Raw genomic sequence first — 20238 nt, forward strand, 5'->3', positions numbered from 1 at the left:
GCCGCACTAAATCAGGCAACGCCATTAGGCAACTGCCGGTCGCACCATGGGATAGGAATACTGAGACCAGGAGATGACACCGCCACGCAGATTATGCACATTGTCAAAACCGTTTTGCTGGAGAAACATACAGGCCTGTGCCGAACGAGCACCGCTGCGACAAATGACAACGACCGTGCCTTCCTTATTGATCTCCTGCAAACGCATTGGGACGGTGGCGAGAGGCATGAACAGGGCATTCTCTATGGTGCCCTGAGAAATCTCTCTCATTTCACGCACGTCCAACACTTGTACATCTTCTTGTTCCAGCCATTGGACCAACTGGGGGGCATCAATTTCTTTAACACTAAAAAACATACATTTTCTCTATAAGCGACAAATCAAATTAGTATATAAGCTTCTTCTAATATTGTCCAGGATCGCATTGAAAAATATTTGTAAACACACCCAAAATTAATTCACCAATCCCAAACCAATCAAATTTCCCGGGAAAACACCCCGCCATTTGACTCGCTTAAGATGGCATGTTAAACATGTGCCTTCCCACACTTAGAAAAATAAACAGTAACTCAAGGAATAGAAAGTTCAAAGAGGTGAATGATGTTAAAATCCATAATAAAATTAGGTGGTTATTCAATTGTTCTATTTAGTTTGCTGGTATCACAGGCTCAAGCAAACTCCATCAACTTAAGCGATCCCGCTGTATTGGGAGACTTAAAACTCAGTTCGAACCAGCTCAAAGCGATTCAAAAAGCGGTGTTAAAAGCGCAAAAAAGTGCCATTGACGCAGAACACCAATGTGGTGAAGTACGTTTGGATTGCGTGGTTAGAGCGGCTCGGGAATGGAAATACCAGGGCGTAACCTACCGGGAGATCGTTGTAAACGTTCACATGGTTGGCCACGCCTCCCTTACCGTAGAAAAAATAAAGGGTAAATGGACCAAGGTCAACATTAAGTAAGAAGCTGCGTTCCCAACAAACAAACCCGGTAAAAGCGTGTTGGATTCGCTTTTACCGGGTTTGTCTTGAAACATCAGGCGGTGCCTTACCCTTATAATTCTTCCCCTTCATCACAAATTCGATTCACCACCGTTTTTCCCATTACCGTGGTGCCGCTTTGCCCTTCCCCTGCGCCCATCACTATGGTGGTCCCACTGGTGCTGGCGATCTGGGCGTTACAGGCAAGATTGATCACCGACTTACCCATAACATTCACTTTGGCTTTGAGACAGTACCATCCATTGGGATTTAACAACTCATAGTTCATATTGCCCATGACATTTACCCCAGGACGTACCACAATAAGTTGCGGATATTGTGTGGGCGTGTCGTCCACAATATTGTTGCCCACACCAAACACCTTGACCTGACCTTGCATCAGGCGGAATTTGATTTTTTGTTGATCCTTAAAAGGGTGCGACTTTCCCCAGCTTCGCAGACAAGCCTCTACAGCCGGGCCGTAAGAAGATTTCATCCCGTATAAAGAATATTTCTCTGCATATTCTTTTTTACTTAAACCATCCGCGTGGGCAATGCTGCTCGCCAGCAATAATACCCCCAACGTTTTTACTTGTGTACTTACTAGTGTGTTAAACAAAGTTTTCATACGCACTTTCTCTTCACCCCTCCTGTTTCGATCAGTTATTGCTCCCTCAATGTATGGTCAGAAGCGTCTGACACAAATTCAACCGCCCACACTGAAATAGCTTACAAAATAGACAGCCGTTATCGCCAAAGTTCATCATCCAAAAACGACACGACGATGAAAAACCGTCTGAGCCCAAGCACTCCGTCGCCGCTAAACCTGTACGGGATCGCAGCTATGATTTAGTATCGCTATTATTTTGCGAGATTGATACCGTGCATAAACACTTGAGCCGTCTACCGTGCATCAAGCTCTCCATTCTCCTGCTGCTACTTTTGCAACTATTGCTGTCGAGTGGCTGCGGGTTTGTTCGGCCGGATTACTTAAAAATGGTCTCACCCGGGGAATTGCAACAAATACTGATTCAGGATAATGTCCTCCTGCTGGATGTACACGTCCCAAAACAAAAGCATATTCCGGGCACCGACCACCATATAGCCTTTTACCGAATCGATGAAAATGCCCATCTATATCCTGCCGACAAAACGACGCCCATTTATTTGTATTGCGAATCCGGGCCCATGGCTAATTGGGCTGCTCGCAGCCTTCACAACCTGGGATACCGCAATCTGATCAGTCTGGACGGCGGCACACACGCCTGGGAAAAGGCAGGCTTTGCCCTACAAGCTGAAGCAACACCTTGATCCAAGTGTAAAAACCCTAATCTCTTGAGGTTTTTTGATCCCATATAGCCCCTTTGAGACCGCCCCTACAGCACGTATACTATAATTTTTGTAAGATGGTATTTGTAAGACACAGGAACAGGCAATGGCAGATGAAGACCCATTGACACAACCGGAACTCGTGCAACAACTGAATCAGGAAACAGGCAAAATTTCCTGGCAGGAATTGCAGCGACACTATGCCCGGGGCGTGGTAATCAAGGTAGCTTCCGAAATGGATTTAGTGGAAGTCGCCGCCAAAATGGTCAGTGACGACAAGGAAACGATTAATTCATGGTTACAATGTGGTGTGGTCGCACACACTACTGATGCCGATGCACTGCACTGGGAACAGACTCGGCCATGGTTTTGGGCTGTCGTGACGGCGCCATGGGTACTGGTACAGGAAGTCACCATACAATAATTAGCTGGAGGAACTTGGGCTCGAACCATCGGCTCTGAGCAGATTTTCCTTTTCATGCTTTTTCAGTCGCTTAATCTGAGCTTCACGTTTGGTCGCTTGCGAGCGATTTTCATATCGTTCTTCATATACTAATTTCACCGGGCGTCTCGCTCGGGTATAACGTGCGCCCAATTGGGCGTCCTGGTTGTGTTCCTGGATTCGTCGCTGGGTGTCCTTGGCAATTCCGGTATACAAGCTACCATCTGCACAACGAACCATATATACATACCAAATGTCCTGGCCTATTGGATTCTTTGCTAAACTCATGCCCTGCATCATATCTCAAGCCAAAGGTTTTTACACAATTTGAGCATAACGTCTAGCGAACTTCATAAGCAAGGACACGATAAAAACCGAAAAAGGAACGATGACTATTTATTAACGTCAACTGCTTCCCATGGGCTTGCGCACATTGTTGCAGCAAGTCTGAGAGGCTCTCTGTCCAAAAAGACTCCAAAAACGGTTCCAGTGTTTGTAACAGCCAGCGCATGGGCCAAATCGAATGGAACCAGTGGGAGCGCGCCAAGGCCGAGTATTCGGCTATATGAATATGCCCCCCTTTAACCGTCACACGCATGACTTCACTCAACACCCGCTGCCTTGCCGGTAACGGCAACTCATGTAACAGAAAAAACAACATCACCGTCTTAAAGGCCGAAACGTCAAAACCCAGTTGTTCCCCGTTCATTTGCACCAACTGAATCGAGCCCGGTGGTGTTTTCTGCCGCGCCATGCGCAATTGCTGCCAAGCCACATCCACCAGGGTCAAGGGTACCGGCGCCAACTTAGCCGCCAAATCCGGCACCAAACTGCCATAGACGTTGGCTAACAACAAGTGCGCCTCATTTTGAGAGTTGTGCACATGGGAAAATATATCTGCAAGAAAGTGCTGTTTCAGTACTTTATACTGGCCGAATAGAATCGCATTGATAAGAAAATGATGATCAAATAACCACAATCCGGGCCGCCACAAATACGCCCACCAATAGTGGCGAGCCAGGTATAATGGAATTCCGTTATTAAAAAACCGCTGCCACAGCGCCATACCACTCCGAAAACCTTCGCGTGTTTGTTTTTTTGCTCCTTATAAATTATAGCAGCGGTGCTCTTGCTTGCTTTTGTTTCTCATACGCACCGCTGCCTTGAATGGACTTCCTGCCCAATTACATCGCTTCTCGAGGAATCAACTCACCTGCGTCCACAAAAATAGTCCATTTCATGGAGTCAATATCCGAGAAAACTCGGCGAATTCGGTCTCTGTCCATGGGGTTATCTTTGACATCACGAATAAGAATATGCCGAACTTGCCGCGGATGTGACTTGGCAAATTCCGCATAAATCTCCGGATCACTCTCCGTGCTATCACCCACCAGCACAAATGTGCGATCGGGGTAAGTACGCAGCAAGTTATCTATAACCCGGGTTTTCTGCTTCTGAGGCTGTTTAAAAAATTCGGTAAACGATTCATCCTTGACACGGAAACGACGCAAATTAAAACTGCCCTTGGGAAAACCCTCGTCCTTGATGAACTGACTTAAGGCCGGGTATAGCTGCCACGGCGAGCCGGAGACATAATGAAAGCTGGCGCCGTCCTCTGCCCACAAGCGATACAAACGCGCCATACCGGCCACGGGTCGATACTTCTTCAGAAAGGTATTTTTTATCAGTTTTCTTTTGCGCGCCACTCGACTGATTTTGATGGTGTCATCAATATCGGAAATAATGGAAACACCTTCCGGGTACAACAGTTGTACCTCGCCTACGAAGCGACGATTGTCTCTTCGAGGCAGTTCCGCTTCATACTGTATCCAATCGTTTTTATCCACCAACCGTTCCACGCCCTTCTCTGACAGCCTGATCTCGCCTTTAAAATGGCCATTGGGCTTGGAACGGTCCATGGAAGCCACTTTTCTACCCAACTTTACTTTAATGTCTTTGTTGCGCTCGTTATCGACTAAAAACATTCTGGCTCTTTCCGTGAAATAACGATTGTGACGGTCGGGTTGGTCCACTTCCAATGTATTGCGAATCACTCTTATAGTACTGCGGCGCCACATAGAACCTTTCTCAGGTTCAAACACCCAACCCCGTACCGGCAATACCCAACCATCGTCCCAATACGCATTGGTGGGGAAAAATATCAAATCTTCATCCGCCTGAAGAGGTGACGCACTAACCGGCCCTGTAACCCAAAAGCAAATACTCATTACTACAGCACTTATGCACGCTGTTTTTGAACTTCGGTATAACTTCAGCATGTGGAACTCCCTGAATTATTATGGGAACCTGGCGGCCCCTTTACCTTACCCGTCGATTCGGGCCCTATTTGTCTTTCAAACGTCGTTTGCCCTGAAACCCGTCGTACTTTAGTTGGTCTTCCGGTCATTCAGCCACATTGGTCACTTTGGTCACACAAAGGGACTGGTCACCAACCTGGCAAACCGTTACCCTACATACCCAAGCCCGGCTGTGCGGCACAGAAGTCAAATCATTCAATACAAGCGGCATGGAATACACCTATGAACAAACTACCCCATTCTGCATCAAAGTTAGAACAATACATTACGCAAAACCTTGCGGCGATCATCTGCTTAATTATAGCGCTTTTCATTCCAAGTGAAGGTCTAACTCAATCCGACGAAAATCATCCAGCGACCGATGCCGGAAACACCAAGGTATCCGACTCATTAATCACACGCCGGGTGGAATCTGAAGGCAAGGCACGAAGTAATCCATTTGTATTGATCCCACACCGGACTAATTACTTTTTGCCCATTACGTATGAAAAATCACCCAATGAGGCACCCTATGCCACGTTTGGTGAGCGTCTCAATCATGTGGAGGTCAAGGCTCAGATCAGCGTCAAAGTACAGTTGGCACGGCAATTATTCGGTGACAATGGTTACCTGTACGCTGCATATACTCAACAATTGCATTGGCAGGCCTACAACCCAAAAATTTCCTCACCATTTCGGGAAACCAATCATGAACCGGAAGTATTCCTGACCTTTCTAACCAATTCCCCGTTCCTAGGCTTAAACAATCGGCTTATTACAATTGGTGTCAATCACGAATCCAACGGCCAAAGTGGTACGCTATCACGCAGTTGGAATCGTGTGTTTGCACAATTCGTGCTGGAAAAAAATCAGTTCTACCTGAGCTTCATGCCCTGGTGGCGAATCCCCGAATCTAAAAAAGTGAACCCCACCGATGCAGTAGGTGATGACAACCCGGATATTGAACACTATCTGGGTCACGGAGAAATAACCGGGCTCTATGTATTGGGACAACATCGCATGGGGTTCATGCTGCGGAACAATTTAAAATCGGATAATCGAGGTGCGCTGCAATTAGACTGGAGTTTTCCGATTCAAAAACGCGTACGCGGTTATTTACAGTATTTCTACGGCTATGGTGAAAGCTTAATCGACTACGATTACCGCAGTAACCGTTTGGGTCTGGGCTTTTCGATCATTGACTGGCTATAAAAACAAAGGGCCTGCTATGCAGGCCCAAATTTTCTTATGGAGCAACTTCTCCTATCCGCCTACGTCGACGCCGCACAACCAAAGCCAACATCCATAGTGCCACAGCCAGTGAGACAAGCGGATATTTCACTGCGTAAACCACCGGTGTCAATAACCAGCGCGTTGTGGTCCGCAAACCTTCATGTTCGGCGATATAGTCAGCCGCGGGCGGTGAATACTGATAGTACCAAGACACCAAGACACGCCCGGCTGCATTGGTAAGCAGGTAATCATCGCGGAAATCGCGTAATACCTGAACATCAGTGTGCATATAAGAACCGTATGCGGCAGTAGCAATGAAACAGCCTTCAATCTCACTCAGTGGATCTGAAAATTCACCTCTTACCAACCACACATTTCGAGCGCTGGCTTTTAGGGCTCCCCCAATTAAACCGTCGCCCAGGTCTAAGAACAGGGCATAAACGGGAATATCGGCATCGGAGGTAGAAGACCAGGGTTGTTGTGAAGCATTAACATTTAAAAAGGGATGCCCAACGGGAAGCACTGTACCCGCACCACTGCTGGAAGCGTCAATCAAGCTGTTCAACTCTACAATATTTGGCAAGCGCCAATCGGAGTATCCTTGATAGTTATTGTCGTTGAGACATCTCACGAAATTTAGCGCTGCCTGCCAGGACATACTGATACTACCGCTGCAATCACCCACAGCTGCCGCCGGATGTGCCAAATCTTTGACCCAGGTCAGCCCTGTCGCCCGATCCGTCACCAAATATTGAAGCGCATCGTTAAAGCGTGAACCATCCCAGCTTTCACCGGCCCGGATCTCACCGTCCTGCCCCGTACCTGTACAAGGTGTTGTATTACCCCCACTGTCATAGCAGCTGTCCTGACCCGTTTGTAATAAATTAGCCTCAATCGCCGGAGCCAAACCACCACGTACCGGCCACACATAAGCGATGCCGTTATTTTTGGATATACTCAAAGAACGATTGAGGAAAAAATTGACTGCCTTTGCTTCGGTAGCAACAGGAACATGCGTAGTACCGGACCAATAATCTACTTCCGTCACGCCCACGAAACCCTCTGCCAATAAACTATTCGTGGAACTGGCCCGACCGAAATCCAGCAGACTCATCAACTCATTTATATTAGGTAAACGCCAATCATTTTCACCCAGATAGTTGTTGTCGTTGAGGCATTGCACAAACTGCTGTACATTCTGCCAACTGGACACGGCATCGGGGTCCGTGTCTCCGCCATCTTTATAAGAATCGCAAGCCACTGGAGTGTCCCCGGACGAAGCATCCTGAGCCCAGACCAAATTGGTCAATACATCAGTGCGCTTGTTGGCAAGCGAAGAAAACCGAGAGCCGGACCACTGCAAACCGGCGCGAATTTCACCGTCCTGTCCGGTTCCAAAACACGACACCACCAGACCGCTGACGTCATAACAATCCGCTTGGCCGCTGGGGAGCAATTGCACCGCCATCAGTTGAAACGAACACACTCCTAAAGAAAGTAACGCGAAGAGTTTACAGAAAATAATTCGAACACGGATCATTGATATTCCCCGAACTGTGACTGTGATTATGTTTGAGAATAATATCACGAATGAACTCAGGGGTGATGTCTTTATTATACCCAAGCAAACACACAAAACAGCATATAAACGAATCTTTTTATTACGAATAATGATTTGGAATTCTGCGGAAACCCCTAACAAAAACAACGCCATAACTCATCATAAACCCATTCTATCCAGCAAACTTTCCGGAAAGTCATAGTGGCTTAGATACGCGCGAGTTCGCTTAAATATTTTGTCGCTCAGCGCTTTCATTTCCACCGCTTTCAATTCAGTTACAACTTGCTTCGCAGTTTCCTTGGACGCAAATTGAATGATCTCGATACCGGTTGGCAAATCCTCACCGATATTTTTGGAGATCCACTCAATGGCATGACTATGATGCACATAGTTCGGGGCGTACTTCTCCAATATAGCATTCATCTTTTTCTTAAATGATTTTAACTCAATGAAGAATTCTGGATTGACCCAAAGCTCCATGACCAAAAAAACACTTTCATCTTTCAAAGATTCAATTTTCAAATTAGTTCCCAAGTGTTCAAATTATAAACTCAGCACGATCCTATGCGCTCACATACCCACCAATTATCAATTTAAGACTCTGACCGGATATTTTTTCCGGAAAGCTTCTCAACTAATTTAGACCGAACTCTGCGTTGCGGGACAAATACAGTGGTACATTTCAGGCAGTCTTTTCTCTCATATTGCTGAACTGTACCTCATCATAAGCATTACTTAAGAAACAACATAGGCATTTCTTTTATTTTAAGCCCGGCTTTCGGGTTTAGACTTAGTTTATACACTCCAAACAAGCCACCGTTTTATGTTACTCAAGTATGACTTTCGTGATCAATGTCATTTTTTCTATTTTTCTATTTTTCTATAGATCTTAATCTTCGGAAGATGACTCTCAACAGGAGTGTTATAGAAATGATACAACGGGTCAGGGCGATTATTCCATTGGATATCGGGCGCGTTTAACTCTACAAGCTCATACTTGTGGTTGTTTAATGATTCAACAAAGTTTTTATCAATAACCGGGGGATTAAATGTTCGTGGAATAAACCATTCCGGCGCTGAAGGACCAACCATAGGAGCACTTATAACGGAAAAATTTGTGTGAAACATTAGAGGCAAATCACCATAGCTTATCTTCACACGATCTGATGGTAACGCATTTTCATTCAGGTATTTAACAATCCAGTCAATTGGTCCCTTTGGCGAATTAAGCGCACTCAGAATATATTGAATCAGCGGACTTCCCATCGGCGTATTGATAATGGTTTTAATCTCCCCTTTCGCATAACTCAGGCCCACATTCTTAACATCCAAGTAACTACCATTGACGCCGTTAGTTGTCCAATTTGCCTGCTGTAATCGTGTGTATTTTAGAATTGACAACGGCAGCACCTGCAATGTATTGCTTATTGTAATAACGACAACAAGACTCCAGGATAAAACCATACTATTACCAGTCATTCCTCTGATACAAGCTGCACCCAAATATAAAACAAAAGGCAAAATACCAAGCATATATCGGGTAAATGGATAGTCTGACGCCAAGGAGAAAAATAGAAGCTGCGTTACACAAATTGTTAACAAAAGAAAAACTATTGGGTCATTGCGGACCTTGCGTAAAACTTCCCGCCATCGCCAAACCAGTGCGACAAAAACGAGTATCAATGGAAAAATATAGGTGTTTATTGTAATTGCGTACCTGAACAAGTAGGCACTGAAGACAGGAATACTGCTGTAGCCCGGTTGTATCCCAAACTGTCGATCCCAAACCCGGGTATACCAAGCTATTGGCATATTGATCAATAATAAGATCGCGACTATTACCAATATGTATTTAAGCACGTGTCGATCAGGCCGCCGAAATATTAAATCTACACCAAGGGCCAATCCCAAAATAGGAGCAGCCGGAAACAGGGAATTGAAAAGTAACGTGGTCCATATAACTATTTGCGTAGCGCTAAACGGATTGGGCTGTTCCAACAATTTCAAATAGCTATATACGATTAACAGATTTAAAAGAGGAACCAAAATATAGTAACGACACTGTCTTGCATGAAGTAGTAGAGCTACACATCCAAGCATTAAAGCTATAGCCAACAAACTTCGTTGGCGATCCGGCTGCCATGAATTGAATATATGGTAACTTGCAACAATAAGCAGAATAAACAGTAAGGCAAAAGGCAATCTGGCAGCAAATGCCGTATTTCCGAGAACAGAGACAGACACCGCAGCAAGATAAGACGGAATCCAGGCCTGCCAAATATATATCCCGTCGCGAATATCACGATGATCAGGAAAGATTGAAACTAAATTCTTCCCATTTGAAGCATAGGGAAAGCCGGTTTCCGCGATATTTTGTGCAATGACGGCTGTGTGGGCCTCATCGGTCCACAGACTGGTACCACCCAAACCGGGAAAAATTAATAATGCTGATATCAAAACCAACACTACTACTTTGACATCGATCCAATTCTTGAGCATCCAGTTCCCCGCACTAACCGGCTTAAAATATCGATCTTTCTGGTTTGATACATTGAATATAGCTGGTTATTCCGGGAGGGTTCAATTGAACGCCTATTCTTCAAAACGGAAATCGACGCTTCAACTTGCAATTTAGACTTGCGTTTAGCAGACCAGACTCAAAGTGTATAAATAGCAAGCACTTTTTAGTCGACAGTCACTCTGCATTTTCTGTTGTACATTACAAAATATGTGTTACCGAATCTTACCACAGTTTCCACCACGGCTTCTTTTGATTCGGTTGTTTTGCCATACCCGATTGTGAATCATTTCCATCAATCAATGAATCTCGACCAGGTGTAACATAGTGATAGATACCCGATGATTTAAAACTCGCGTGGAGACGGTTTCGACCTTTAGCCCGTGCCTGCGCGACGTAATCCAATTCGCTTGGTGTCAGAATTTGCACAGTCGCGAGAATAACCTCTCCACCTGGGAAGTCTACTTTCCCGGGGAGATCCGGGTGTTCAATACCGATCATAATCCCAACCATTCCGTTTTCAGTCTGATATTCGTACAGGCCGCAATCCTCCGCATATAGCTCCATGGTAATAATTTTGTACTGATTCAACAAATTTGCCATCTGACCGGAATGAGCTGCCTGCTGAGCGGTTGCGAAAACGAGCTTGAAAATATCGCTTTTTGAAATATCCACTTCTATCGGCTCTTTCGTTTCTGCGTATATTTCGATACCAAAACCTGAGTTTTCCTCATCCACATTATCAAAAGGGTCGGCCAGCCCATTGGAAACCACAATGGTGTTACTACCTCGGTGTATGACACTGAACGCCTGCCTCATAGCTGGCCAAGCAGGACCTCCCAAAAAGGCAGGATTAATTATGTGCGTAATAACTTCCGGTTCTACTTCCCCGATGGAAGAATACAATCTGTCCCTGGCGTCACATGTAACTTCATACAAGCTTTCTGACATTACACACCCCTTATGAGCGAACAAAGAGCAAATGAAACAGCGCCTGACTGCTCAGACAATAACCGCAACCCGGTAGTCAATGCTTGGCAAGCATCTTCCGGAGCACCAGACACTAAAATTTCAAGAAGGCAACTTGTATCCATGTCGTCCTCATTGTATGTGCCACCAACGTTGATCATACTCGTTTGATAATTGCATTGTAATTTCTCGCCAGCCATTCCTCTTGCTCTTCGGTATCCGGCACTTGCACACCTCTTTTATTGGATATATGCATTAAAGCCTCTTTTGGTTTGTATCCGCAATGCAATAACACCCCTGCCGCAACTACTCCGGTTCTACCTATACCCGCACGACAGTGAATAACAGTGGTTTTACCAGCTTCAATTTGCCAATAAAGCATTTTTGTAAAATCTCCAAATTCAACCACTGAATCCGGAACGCCTCTATCTCGAATTGGAAAAGACAAAAATTCCATTCCGTTTTTTTCGGTTAATTGTTTTTCGCGCTGCAATCCCACCTCATACGCTTCATGTAACTCGAGAAGTGATACAATTGCTTTGATCCCTTCACTTGCCAATCCTTCAAACTCTTGTTCTATCCATTCACCAGAGACGGGCTTGGCCATTACAGCCAAAACGCCACTGCCGATATATTCTACTTTATAAATATCTGGTTTCATCGACTGGACATCAGTTTGTAAGTACTGCCCTCCGGGTTATCACTCGCTCGTGTTTTAAATTTCAGTACAAATTTTAACGCCACCCTTGCTATTTACACCTGTAGCTAATGTGATTTTCTAAAAAACCGTAACCGGGGACCATGTAGTTTTTTACTAATAGGTGCCAAAACAAGCTCTAAATTGATTGCGATACGACCAAACCATTAGTGGTAACCACGTAATTGCGACTGACGGGTTTAGTTTAGTTACCGGCAGAAACAGTAAACTGGATCTCATTGGATACCAACCGGCCGTCCCAAAGTTTTATTCCTTCAAATTGGTTTTTCATCCCTCGCGTGTCGTATACCGCCTTTGCCATGTACTTACCCGGCACCAAATCATAATACGCCTTGTATTTTTCTCCCTCTTTGACAAAGGACGGCTTTAGATCACGCAAGTCCATTCGTCTTCCGAAGAATCCTCTGGGACTGACATAGATAACATTTTCTATTAATAATTTTGCTTTGACCAAAGAACCGCGAAACTTTACTTTTTCACCTTTTTCATTTTCAATCTTAAATACCAACATGTGGTACGGCACATCAAATAGGTTCAACAGATATTGCGACTCATTACCATTGTTTTGCACCTGGACTTGGACGCTGGAGCTACCCAAAGAAGTGAGCTGCAGCTCCAAACCCCGCGGTGGTTCTCCGGCGCCAAGCCACGCGGGAATCAGGCACAAACCAATAAATAGATATAGTTTCAACGGCATTATGACAGCGAACCGCCCAATGCATGTTCCAAAATTTGGCCGTACTGCTCCGCATCCATTGGTTTGGGATTACCCGCCGATGAAGGATCCGCTACTGCTTTCGCTGCTATTTTGGTTATTTCCCCCGACTCGACCCCAATGCCGGTTAGTGTGTGGGGAATCCCAATTTCCTGACGTAAGGCCAGAACCCAATCGATGACGCCCTCTACTGATTGATTCTGCAAACCCAAAACATGGGCCATGCGTACCATGGCACCGCTAATATAGTCTCTATTATGAGCCAATACATAGGGCATGAGTATGGCGTTTAACAGGCCGTGGTGAGCGTCGTACATCGCCCCTAGGGGATGAGCCAATGCATGCATACCGCCCAGACCTTTCTGAAACGCCGTGGCTCCCATCAAGGAAGCACACAGCATATGGCTACGAGCTTGCAAATGATCCGGGTGGGAAACCACCCGCACAAGATTCAGGTCGATGAGTCGTATGGCTTCCAACGCTATGCCATCGGCCAGGGGATGATAGCCGGGAGCGCACAGCGCTTCTAGATTGTGAGATAACGCATCCATACCGGTGGCGGCAGTAACCTCAGGGCTGAGCCCCAGGGTCAATTCAGGATCGGCGATGACAATTCCCGGCATCATATGGGGGTGAAATATTATTTTTTTCAGCTGTGTGTTTACGTCATTGATGACGGATGCGCGCCCCACTTCCGATCCGGTACCGGCCGTGGTGGGTATGGCTACCACCGGCGCCATGGCAGCAACATTCACCCGAGACCAGTTATCACCCACGTCTTCGTAGGCCCAAATGGAGTCTGTTTGCCCTACCATAAGAGCAATGGCCTTACCCGCATCCAAGCTGCTTCCGCCGCCAAGGGCTATGACGCCATCATGCTTACCCCGGTGATACGCCACTACGCCATCGGATATATTTGCCTCGGTAGGATTGGGCCGAACCTCACTAAAGACCGCCACGCTCAGCCCGGCCTGTTTTAGCGCAGTACCGGCCCCAGCCACAAATGGCAGTCCCGCCAAACCCTTATCGGTCACTATTAGCGGCGCGCTCATGCCCAGTAATTGACAAGCTTGGGGTAAATCCTGAATACGCCCCGGACCAAACCAAATTTTGGTCGGATAGTTCCAATTTCCTGTTACGGATTTTATGAGCTCTTCCAGATTCATTTTCTCTAACCTTTGGGGACCGTGGCCGCCACTCATTGAAATATTAAGTATTGTGTATTAACTCTTACGCAATCGTTATTGATAATATTTAAGAGCTAAGAGATTTTTTTGCGCAAATGAAATGATTTGGGACGGCTTAGGTGTTCATAGGCAATTTCTGATAATGAACAACCTGTCCCTGACATTTTACAACCGGTCCAACTCAATGCCGGATCCAGGTAATCACAACGGTTCATAAACCAGGTGCCGGTATGGACCTGCTGCCCCAATGTAAAAGCAGCAGCATCGTCTTGGGTCCAGACGGATGCGGTCAACCCATAGTGGGAGTCATTCATCAACTCCACCGCTTGTGCGTCCGAATTTACCGGCATAATTCCCACTACCGGCCCAAAAGTCTCTTCCCGCATCACGTCCATAGCGTGATTTACGTTGACTAACACCTGGGGTGGCATATACAGCCCCGACGGTTGATCTGTAGGGAAGTCTTCCGGCGCAATACAGGCCTGCGCCCCCTGTTGTAAGGCTTGTTGAATATGCGTTTGGACTCTTTGAACCGCCCTGGCGTTGACCACCGGACCCAAAGTGGTCTCTGGCAACAGGGGATTGCCCAGGCGATATTGTTTAACCAAGGCCACAAAACGCTGAGTAAATTCCTCATACAGTTCTTGGTGTACGTATATACGCTCGATGCCACAACAGGATTGCCCTGAGTTAAAAAAAGCACCGTCCACCAGATTGGCAACGGTAAATTCCAAATCTGCATCGGCGCGCACGTAGGCCGGGTCTTTACCCCCCAGTTCCATGGTGCTACCGATAAAGCGCTCGCCCAAAGCTTGATGCAGACTTTGACCTCCCGCCACCGAGCCGGTAAACACAAGAAAATCCACTTTCGGGTGCTTAACCAAAGCTTCTGTGTCCCCGTGAGTTAACAACACGGATTGAAACACCCCTTCGGGAACTCCCGCTTGATTCAGCGCCTCTTGCAACCGTTCACCGCACAATGGTGTTTGTGATGAAGCTTTCATGATCATGGTGTTACCCGCCATCAATGCGGGAATCAGGGCATTCACAGCTGTGAGTAAAGGGTAGTTCCACGGTACCACGGCAAATACCAACCCCAGAGGCCGACGCTGAATCAATCGTTGGAAATCAGGAGATTGTTCAACAGTAATATCTTGCAGCTTGTTTGGCGCAATCTCCACCATGGTGCGCGCTCGTTCGGCAAATCCCTTTAACTCACCCGGTGTATATTGAAGTGGTCGCCCCATTTGCCAAGTGATTTCTTCAGCAATGTCTTGAGCATGTTGTAACATCCAATCCACGGCTTTTAGACACAAGGTTGCCCGCTGCTCAATCGGGGTCGCAGCCCATTGAGTCTGCGCTTGGCAGCCGTTATTCAAGGCCTGTTCAATTTGGTGTTGATTAAAATATTCCCGATGTATATAGACACTACCATCCACAGGGGAAATCACTTGTAGAGACTGTTTAGTGGTCATAGTGGAAGCTCATATCCAGAATGCATGAGAGTTAATACATGAATCGTGTAGAGTGTATGGCTAGATAATTTCAAAATAGCGTTCCAACTCCCAGTCTGTGATGTGCTTGCGGAACTCTCGCTCCTCCCAATCACGACTGGCGGCAAAATGATCCACAAAGTTTGCGCCGAACATGTCGTTGGCCGCATCCGAAGCACGCAAGCGTTGTGCCGAATCCCACAGGGTACTGGGAAGCTGCAGTTGTTCCGGAAAGGACACGTCGTAAGCGTTACCCACCACGGCTGCCTGCGGTTCGATGCGGTTTTTTATGCCCCACAAACCTGAAGCTAAAGCGGCAGCTAAAGCCAGGTAGGGATTGGCATCAGAAGCAGCCACTCGATATTCCACCCGCTGGGATTTCTCATTTCCGGGAATGACTCGCAGGGCGCAGGTACGGTTTTCCACTCCCCAACTCGCCGCTGTGGGTGCCCAGAAACCGGGAACCAAACGAGTATAGGAGTTCACCGTGGGAGCGATCATGGCTAACAGCTCCGGCATCAACTGCTGTTGACCTCCGAGAAAATAGCGCATGGTCTCACTCATGCAATAGTTCTGGGATGCGTCGTAAAACACAGACTGCCCCTTTGAATCTTTGAGTGACACATGAATATGACCACTTTGCCCCGGCCAGTCCGCAGACCACTTAGCCATGAAGGTAATCATTTTACCCATTCGCTGCGCCGCCACTTTTGCAAAAGTTTTAAACAACGCAGCCTTATCCGCCGCCTGTACCGCCGAGTCTACGGCAATGGCTGCCTCCAGCACTCCCGGGCCGGTTTCTTCGTGCAAGCCTTCCAGCGGAAAATCCATCCCCTCGCACATATCTAATAAGCTTTGGTACACATCACTATCCACAGAGTTTCGTAACACGGAATACCCAAAATAGCCCGGGGCCATGGGTTGCAACTGATGATAGTTTTTCTCACGGATACTTTGCCGTGTCTCGTTAAACACAAAGAACTCATACTCAAACGCCGCTTGAGCGTGAAACCCCATCTCTTCACACTGCTGTACCACACGGCGCAATACTGCCCGAGGACAAATCTGTTCCGCTTCTGCAGCAAATTCCGCCATAAACAACAGCTGATTGTCTTCATATACCAGATTGCGACAGGTGTGGGGTAACAGGCGTGTGGGCGCATCAGGATAGCCGGTGTGCCATCCGGTATAGCTGACATTGTCGTACAATTGGTCTTTGGAGTCCCACCCCAATATCACATCACAAAACCCAAAACCGTGGTCCAGTGCGGAGAAGAATTTGTCACGCGACATATATTTGCCCCGCATGATGCCATCCATATCAAAAATACCAACTTTGACATGGGTTAACTTACGATCCATAACAATCTGGCGTGCGTCATCTGCGGTGCGTACGTCTCTGGCATCCATAGGCAGTCCTCTATAATTTTTCTATTGCCATTTTTCCAGTTGCTATTGTTAGTTTAGTTGAATCCATCCCGACCGGCGTATAGTGTTATGATGACGCATTGGATTTACCGGCACGTCGACTGGCCGTTTTTTATTCAACTTTTAATAACCATAGCTAATAACCATAGCTAATAACCATAGTCGCAAACCAAAATAGCCACGAGTAAAGTCCATGACTAAAATCGGCATATTGCAATTTGATTCTGTGTTGCCTCAATATCAAGACCGTTTCGGCGATTACCCGGATATGATTGTGAGGCTATTGCAACAATCAGACCCAAGTTTACAGTTTCACACCTATGACGTGGTACAAGGCCGGTATCCGCAACCTCAGGAATGTTCTGCATATATCACCACCGGTAGTAAAGACAGTGTTTACGATCCCCTACCCTGGATGGAGAAGTTTAGCGGCTTTATCCACCGTCTACATGAACAACAAGTGAAACTGGTGGCTATTTGCTTTGGTCATCAATTGGTCGCGGAATTGTTTGGGGGTAAAACCCAGGAGGCTAACCAGGGCTGGGGCGTGGGGGTGGCGCAAAACCGAGTGGTGCAAACCTGCACCTGGATGCAGCCGTCACAAGATAGCTTCAACCTGGTGGTGTCTCACAAAGACCAAGTGGTGCAATTGCCAAAAGGTGCCCAATTGTTGGCGCGCAGTGACTTTTGCCCTCACTTTATGTATCTCATGGATACTTTTCTGTGTCTGCAAGGTCACCCGGAGTTCAGCAAAGAATACGGACGTACTATGATGCAACATCGACAGGATAAACTGGGGCCATCGGTTTACGCACAAGGGATAGAATCTTTGAACCGGGAGGCCCATGATCAATTGTTAAGCCAATGGATCAGCAACTTTCTGAGAAACTGAGGTTGTGGAATATATGTAAGTTACGGCGAACTTAAGCCGATTTGGCCGATTTGCTTTTTTTGTCCCGCAACGGGAAAATCAAGTAACTGCCTTCTTGATTGAACGTAGGCCCAAATCCCAGTTTTCCCGACCGCAGTTGATAAGGCGTCAACCTGACCATAGAATAGCGCTGACAATGATCCAGATTTATGGCGATGGTTTCCATTTTATGATTACCGCCGGGTGGTACCGCGCGACTATCAAACACCATAGCCGTCGCAACGTATTTTCCTGAGCCGGCACCAAATTGCAGTTTCTTAGTTAAGTAATTCACCACATCGTGGGGATCGGGAAATTCTTCTTCCCCCTGGTACTCAATGAGCACAATTTGCCGCTCGTGGGTCAAGCCGGCAGCAAAGGGTAAAAACTCGCGAAATTGTTCCAGTGCGCGAGATGCTACGCCAAATACATGACTTTCCAAAACACTCACATCGGTTTTTATGTCACCCATACCGCTTCCCCGTCAACCTATTCCATTACGTTGATTATTAAAAGATTTATAAAACCACCGCTAATGAAACCACCGTTTCCAACCGGCGGCATAGTATGCTGCCAGCTTATGCGAATCGATGGTATTGATTTGCACATCAGTCTCTGTCATGTCCGGTGGAAAAATCACCATTGAAGTCAACGTAGCCGCATCCAAAAATTTCGTTTCTACATTAATGCTAATATCGGACGCTCTGGGCGGGAGTGTAGAGGCAATCACAAAACCCCACTCCCCGAAACTGGGCACGTAGGCATGATAAGGCAGGGTGCTAAGCTGAGTATTAAGAGATACCGATGAGGGAGTTTCCTGTAAGGTTTTGTTTATACACCAAAAAGCGTCCCTGGCGTACATGGGAGAAGTGGCTTGGGTTACCATATGACCACCAGCCCCTAAACGATTGGCCAATAGTTTGTAAAAACTTCGTGAATACAATTTGCTTAGGCTCAGCTGGCTGGGATCAGGAAGATCGATAATGACTACATCAAAAAACTCGCGGCTTTGTTCCACATATTTCCAGGCATCTTGATTGACGATATGTACTTTGGGATCACGCAAGGCTTGTTGGTTAAGGCGATACAGCATGGGGTTATCCCGAAACAGGCGAGTGATTTCCGGGTCCAAATCCACCAAGGTGATACGATCCACATCCGAATATTTCAACAATTCCCGCACCGCCAAACCGTCTCCCCCTCCCAGCACCAACACCTCGTTATGGCGCCGGGCCAGAGACATCACCGGGTGTACTAAGGACTCGTGATAGCGGTACTCATCCAGACTGTTAAACTGCAAATTCCCATTAATAAATAGACTGAACACGTCTCCATCACGAGTCACCACGATATCCTGATAGGATGTGGTTTTGGAAAATATAATTTCACCTGTATACAGTCGTGATTGAAAAAAACCGGTAATGTCCTTCACAAAATAAAAACCCACCCCCAGTAGCAAGGCGGCAGCCACTACACCGAGTGATAACTTATGCATCCCCTTAAGGGAATCCCTGAACGTATACAGACCCAAGCCGGAGACAAATACATTTAAACAACCGAACAACAAAGCACTGCGAAAGATTCCTAACTGTGGCACCAGTATGATCGGAAATAACAGCGATGCGGCTAAGGCGCCCAGGTAGTCTGCAGTCAACACATTGGACACATTAAGCCGCAACACCTGATATTCTTTAAGCAGGCGAATCACGATGGGAATTTCGCATCCCACCAAAGCACCGATGGAAACGGAAATCAAAAACAAGATCAATTGATAATTGTTGACGTAGGTAAATGCATAAAACAGAGCAAACGCACTGAATCCACCAATAAGACCAATAACGATTTGCAAAGTGATAAAAGTTTCGGCCAGTGACGCAGTCACGAAGCGAGACAAATAAGACCCCACCCCCATCGCCGCCATAAACAAGCCAATAACAATCGAAAATTGATAAACTGAGTCGCCCAATAAATAGCTGGACACGGTTCCAGCCAACAATTCATATATCAATCCGCACACAGCAATAACAAAGGTGGCAAACAATAAAGCCGTGTTGGCCCTGTCATCCACTTTTGCCGTTATACCCATATCACCACCCTATTTCCTGCATTATTTACCACCGAATTTTGAACTGCTCTCTTGAACAACTGATGCAGTCGTATTACGTCAAATCCGGTATACAGCAGGCTTATTTTATCGCTGCGGCAATGATGATAGACAATGCAATCATCATGGAGCCAATTATCACGCCCAAGGCCACATTGTGATCCTCACCAATTTCTTTATGAATGGAATAGGGAGTCAGCTTGTCAAATACCAAAAACGCCAGACCGAAAATTAAAATGCCGATCAGACTGTACACTACCGTCGACACAATGGGTGCAAAATGCAACTCGCTGATTAATGTGTCCATTATTTGCTCCTTCGCAAAATAAATAATAGAACCTATGTCAAATCTATCA

General features: G+C 46.4%; 22 protein-coding genes. 5 read left to right on the forward strand and 17 right to left on the reverse strand.

What is annotated here, in order from left to right:
* Nucleotides 1-24 precede the first annotated feature (24 nt).
* Nucleotides 25-357, reverse strand: coding sequence for a rhodanese-like domain-containing protein (locus OEY58_02130; GenBank protein MDH5324238.1), 333 nt, complete (start codon nt 355-357; stop codon nt 25-27).
* A gap of 240 nt (nt 358-597) precedes the next feature.
* Here OEY58_02130 and OEY58_02135 point away from each other — a divergent pair, with 240 nt between their 5' ends.
* Nucleotides 598-960 (forward strand): hypothetical protein, encoded by a 363-nt coding sequence (locus OEY58_02135; protein ID MDH5324239.1) that lies wholly within the window; start codon nt 598-600, stop codon nt 958-960.
* 91 nt (nt 961-1051) lie between these two features.
* On the opposite strand, the gene OEY58_02140 is transcribed toward OEY58_02135, so the two are convergent.
* Nucleotides 1052-1606, reverse strand: coding sequence for a hypothetical protein (locus OEY58_02140; protein MDH5324240.1), 555 nt, complete (start codon nt 1604-1606; stop codon nt 1052-1054).
* A gap of 368 nt (nt 1607-1974) precedes the next feature.
* Here OEY58_02140 and OEY58_02145 point away from each other — a divergent pair, with 368 nt between their 5' ends.
* The gene (locus OEY58_02145) at nt 1975-2289 is read left to right on the forward strand and encodes a rhodanese-like domain-containing protein (GenBank protein ID MDH5324241.1); all 315 of its coding nucleotides are present in this window, start codon (nt 1975-1977) and stop codon (nt 2287-2289) included.
* 124 nt (nt 2290-2413) lie between these two features.
* Nucleotides 2414-2731 (forward strand): DUF2288 domain-containing protein, encoded by a 318-nt coding sequence (locus tag OEY58_02150; GenBank protein MDH5324242.1) that lies wholly within the window; start codon nt 2414-2416, stop codon nt 2729-2731.
* On the opposite strand, the gene OEY58_02155 is transcribed toward OEY58_02150, so the two are convergent.
* From OEY58_02155 to OEY58_02165, 3 genes are all read right to left on the reverse strand, one after another.
* Complete coding sequence (locus OEY58_02155; GenBank protein MDH5324243.1) at nt 2732-3037, reverse strand: GIY-YIG nuclease family protein; 306 nt, start codon at nt 3035-3037, stop codon at nt 2732-2734.
* 52 nt (nt 3038-3089) lie between these two features.
* Nucleotides 3090-3815: a class I SAM-dependent methyltransferase gene (locus OEY58_02160; GenBank protein ID MDH5324244.1), complete on the reverse strand. Its 726-nt coding sequence runs from the start codon at nt 3813-3815 to the stop codon at nt 3090-3092.
* A 118-nt stretch (nt 3816-3933) separates the two neighbouring features.
* A complete protein-coding gene (locus tag OEY58_02165; protein MDH5324245.1) occupies nt 3934-4977 on the reverse strand; it encodes a DUF2183 domain-containing protein in 1044 nt (347 codons plus the stop codon).
* Nucleotides 4978-5289: 312 nt separating this feature from the next.
* Here OEY58_02165 and OEY58_02170 point away from each other — a divergent pair, with 312 nt between their 5' ends.
* Nucleotides 5290-6258 (forward strand): phospholipase A, encoded by a 969-nt coding sequence (locus OEY58_02170; protein ID MDH5324246.1) that lies wholly within the window; start codon nt 5290-5292, stop codon nt 6256-6258.
* Between the two features lie 34 nt (nt 6259-6292).
* Here OEY58_02170 and OEY58_02175 read toward each other — a convergent pair whose 3' ends face one another.
* The 9 genes from OEY58_02175 to OEY58_02215 all read right to left on the reverse strand — a co-directional run bounded on the left by OEY58_02175 (nt 6293) and on the right by OEY58_02215 (nt 16850).
* Nucleotides 6293-7819, reverse strand: coding sequence for a DUF1566 domain-containing protein (locus OEY58_02175; protein ID MDH5324247.1), 1527 nt, complete (start codon nt 7817-7819; stop codon nt 6293-6295).
* 180 nt (nt 7820-7999) lie between these two features.
* A complete protein-coding gene (locus OEY58_02180; GenBank protein ID MDH5324248.1) occupies nt 8000-8362 on the reverse strand; it encodes a hypothetical protein in 363 nt (120 codons plus the stop codon).
* Nucleotides 8363-8704: 342 nt separating this feature from the next.
* A complete protein-coding gene (locus OEY58_02185; protein MDH5324249.1) occupies nt 8705-10339 on the reverse strand; it encodes a hypothetical protein in 1635 nt (544 codons plus the stop codon).
* A gap of 244 nt (nt 10340-10583) precedes the next feature.
* Nucleotides 10584-11309 (reverse strand): hypothetical protein, encoded by a 726-nt coding sequence (locus tag OEY58_02190; protein MDH5324250.1) that lies wholly within the window; start codon nt 11307-11309, stop codon nt 10584-10586.
* Nucleotides 11310-11484: 175 nt separating this feature from the next.
* A complete protein-coding gene (locus OEY58_02195; GenBank protein ID MDH5324251.1) occupies nt 11485-11988 on the reverse strand; it encodes a tyrosine-protein phosphatase in 504 nt (167 codons plus the stop codon).
* Nucleotides 11989-12229: 241 nt separating this feature from the next.
* Nucleotides 12230-12742 carry a hypothetical protein gene (locus OEY58_02200; protein MDH5324252.1) on the reverse strand — a complete coding sequence of 171 codons (513 nt, stop codon included), beginning with the start codon at nt 12740-12742 and terminating at the stop codon, nt 12230-12232.
* Nucleotides 12742-13926, reverse strand: a complete 1185-nt coding sequence (locus OEY58_02205; GenBank protein ID MDH5324253.1) for an iron-containing alcohol dehydrogenase — start codon at nt 13924-13926, stop codon at nt 12742-12744. Before OEY58_02205 ends, OEY58_02200 begins: the two co-directional genes overlap by 1 nt.
* Before the next feature lie 95 nt (nt 13927-14021).
* Entirely contained in the window at nt 14022-15422 is a 1401-nt protein-coding gene (locus OEY58_02210) for an aldehyde dehydrogenase family protein (protein MDH5324254.1), read from the reverse strand.
* A 60-nt stretch (nt 15423-15482) separates the two neighbouring features.
* On the reverse strand, nt 15483-16850 hold the full coding sequence (locus OEY58_02215) for a glutamine synthetase (protein ID MDH5324255.1): 1368 nt from the start codon (nt 16848-16850) through the stop codon (nt 15483-15485).
* Nucleotides 16851-17061: 211 nt separating this feature from the next.
* On the opposite strand from OEY58_02215, the gene OEY58_02220 reads away from it, so the two are divergent.
* Entirely contained in the window at nt 17062-17760 is a 699-nt protein-coding gene (locus OEY58_02220) for a GMP synthase (GenBank protein MDH5324256.1), read from the forward strand.
* A 31-nt stretch (nt 17761-17791) separates the two neighbouring features.
* Here OEY58_02220 and OEY58_02225 read toward each other — a convergent pair whose 3' ends face one another.
* The 3 genes from OEY58_02225 to OEY58_02235 form a co-directional block, all read right to left on the reverse strand.
* Nucleotides 17792-18250, reverse strand: coding sequence for a hypothetical protein (locus OEY58_02225; GenBank protein ID MDH5324257.1), 459 nt, complete (start codon nt 18248-18250; stop codon nt 17792-17794).
* 60 nt (nt 18251-18310) lie between these two features.
* Nucleotides 18311-19864, reverse strand: coding sequence for a polyamine aminopropyltransferase (locus OEY58_02230; protein MDH5324258.1), 1554 nt, complete (start codon nt 19862-19864; stop codon nt 18311-18313).
* 100 nt (nt 19865-19964) lie between these two features.
* Entirely contained in the window at nt 19965-20189 is a 225-nt protein-coding gene (locus OEY58_02235) for a DUF350 domain-containing protein (protein MDH5324259.1), read from the reverse strand.
* Between the last annotated feature and the right edge of the window lie 49 nt (nt 20190-20238).

It is taken from the genome of Gammaproteobacteria bacterium, assembly GCA_029882975.1.
In the GTDB taxonomy this organism is placed as follows: domain Bacteria; phylum Pseudomonadota; class Gammaproteobacteria; order SZUA-152; family SZUA-152; genus JAJDNG01.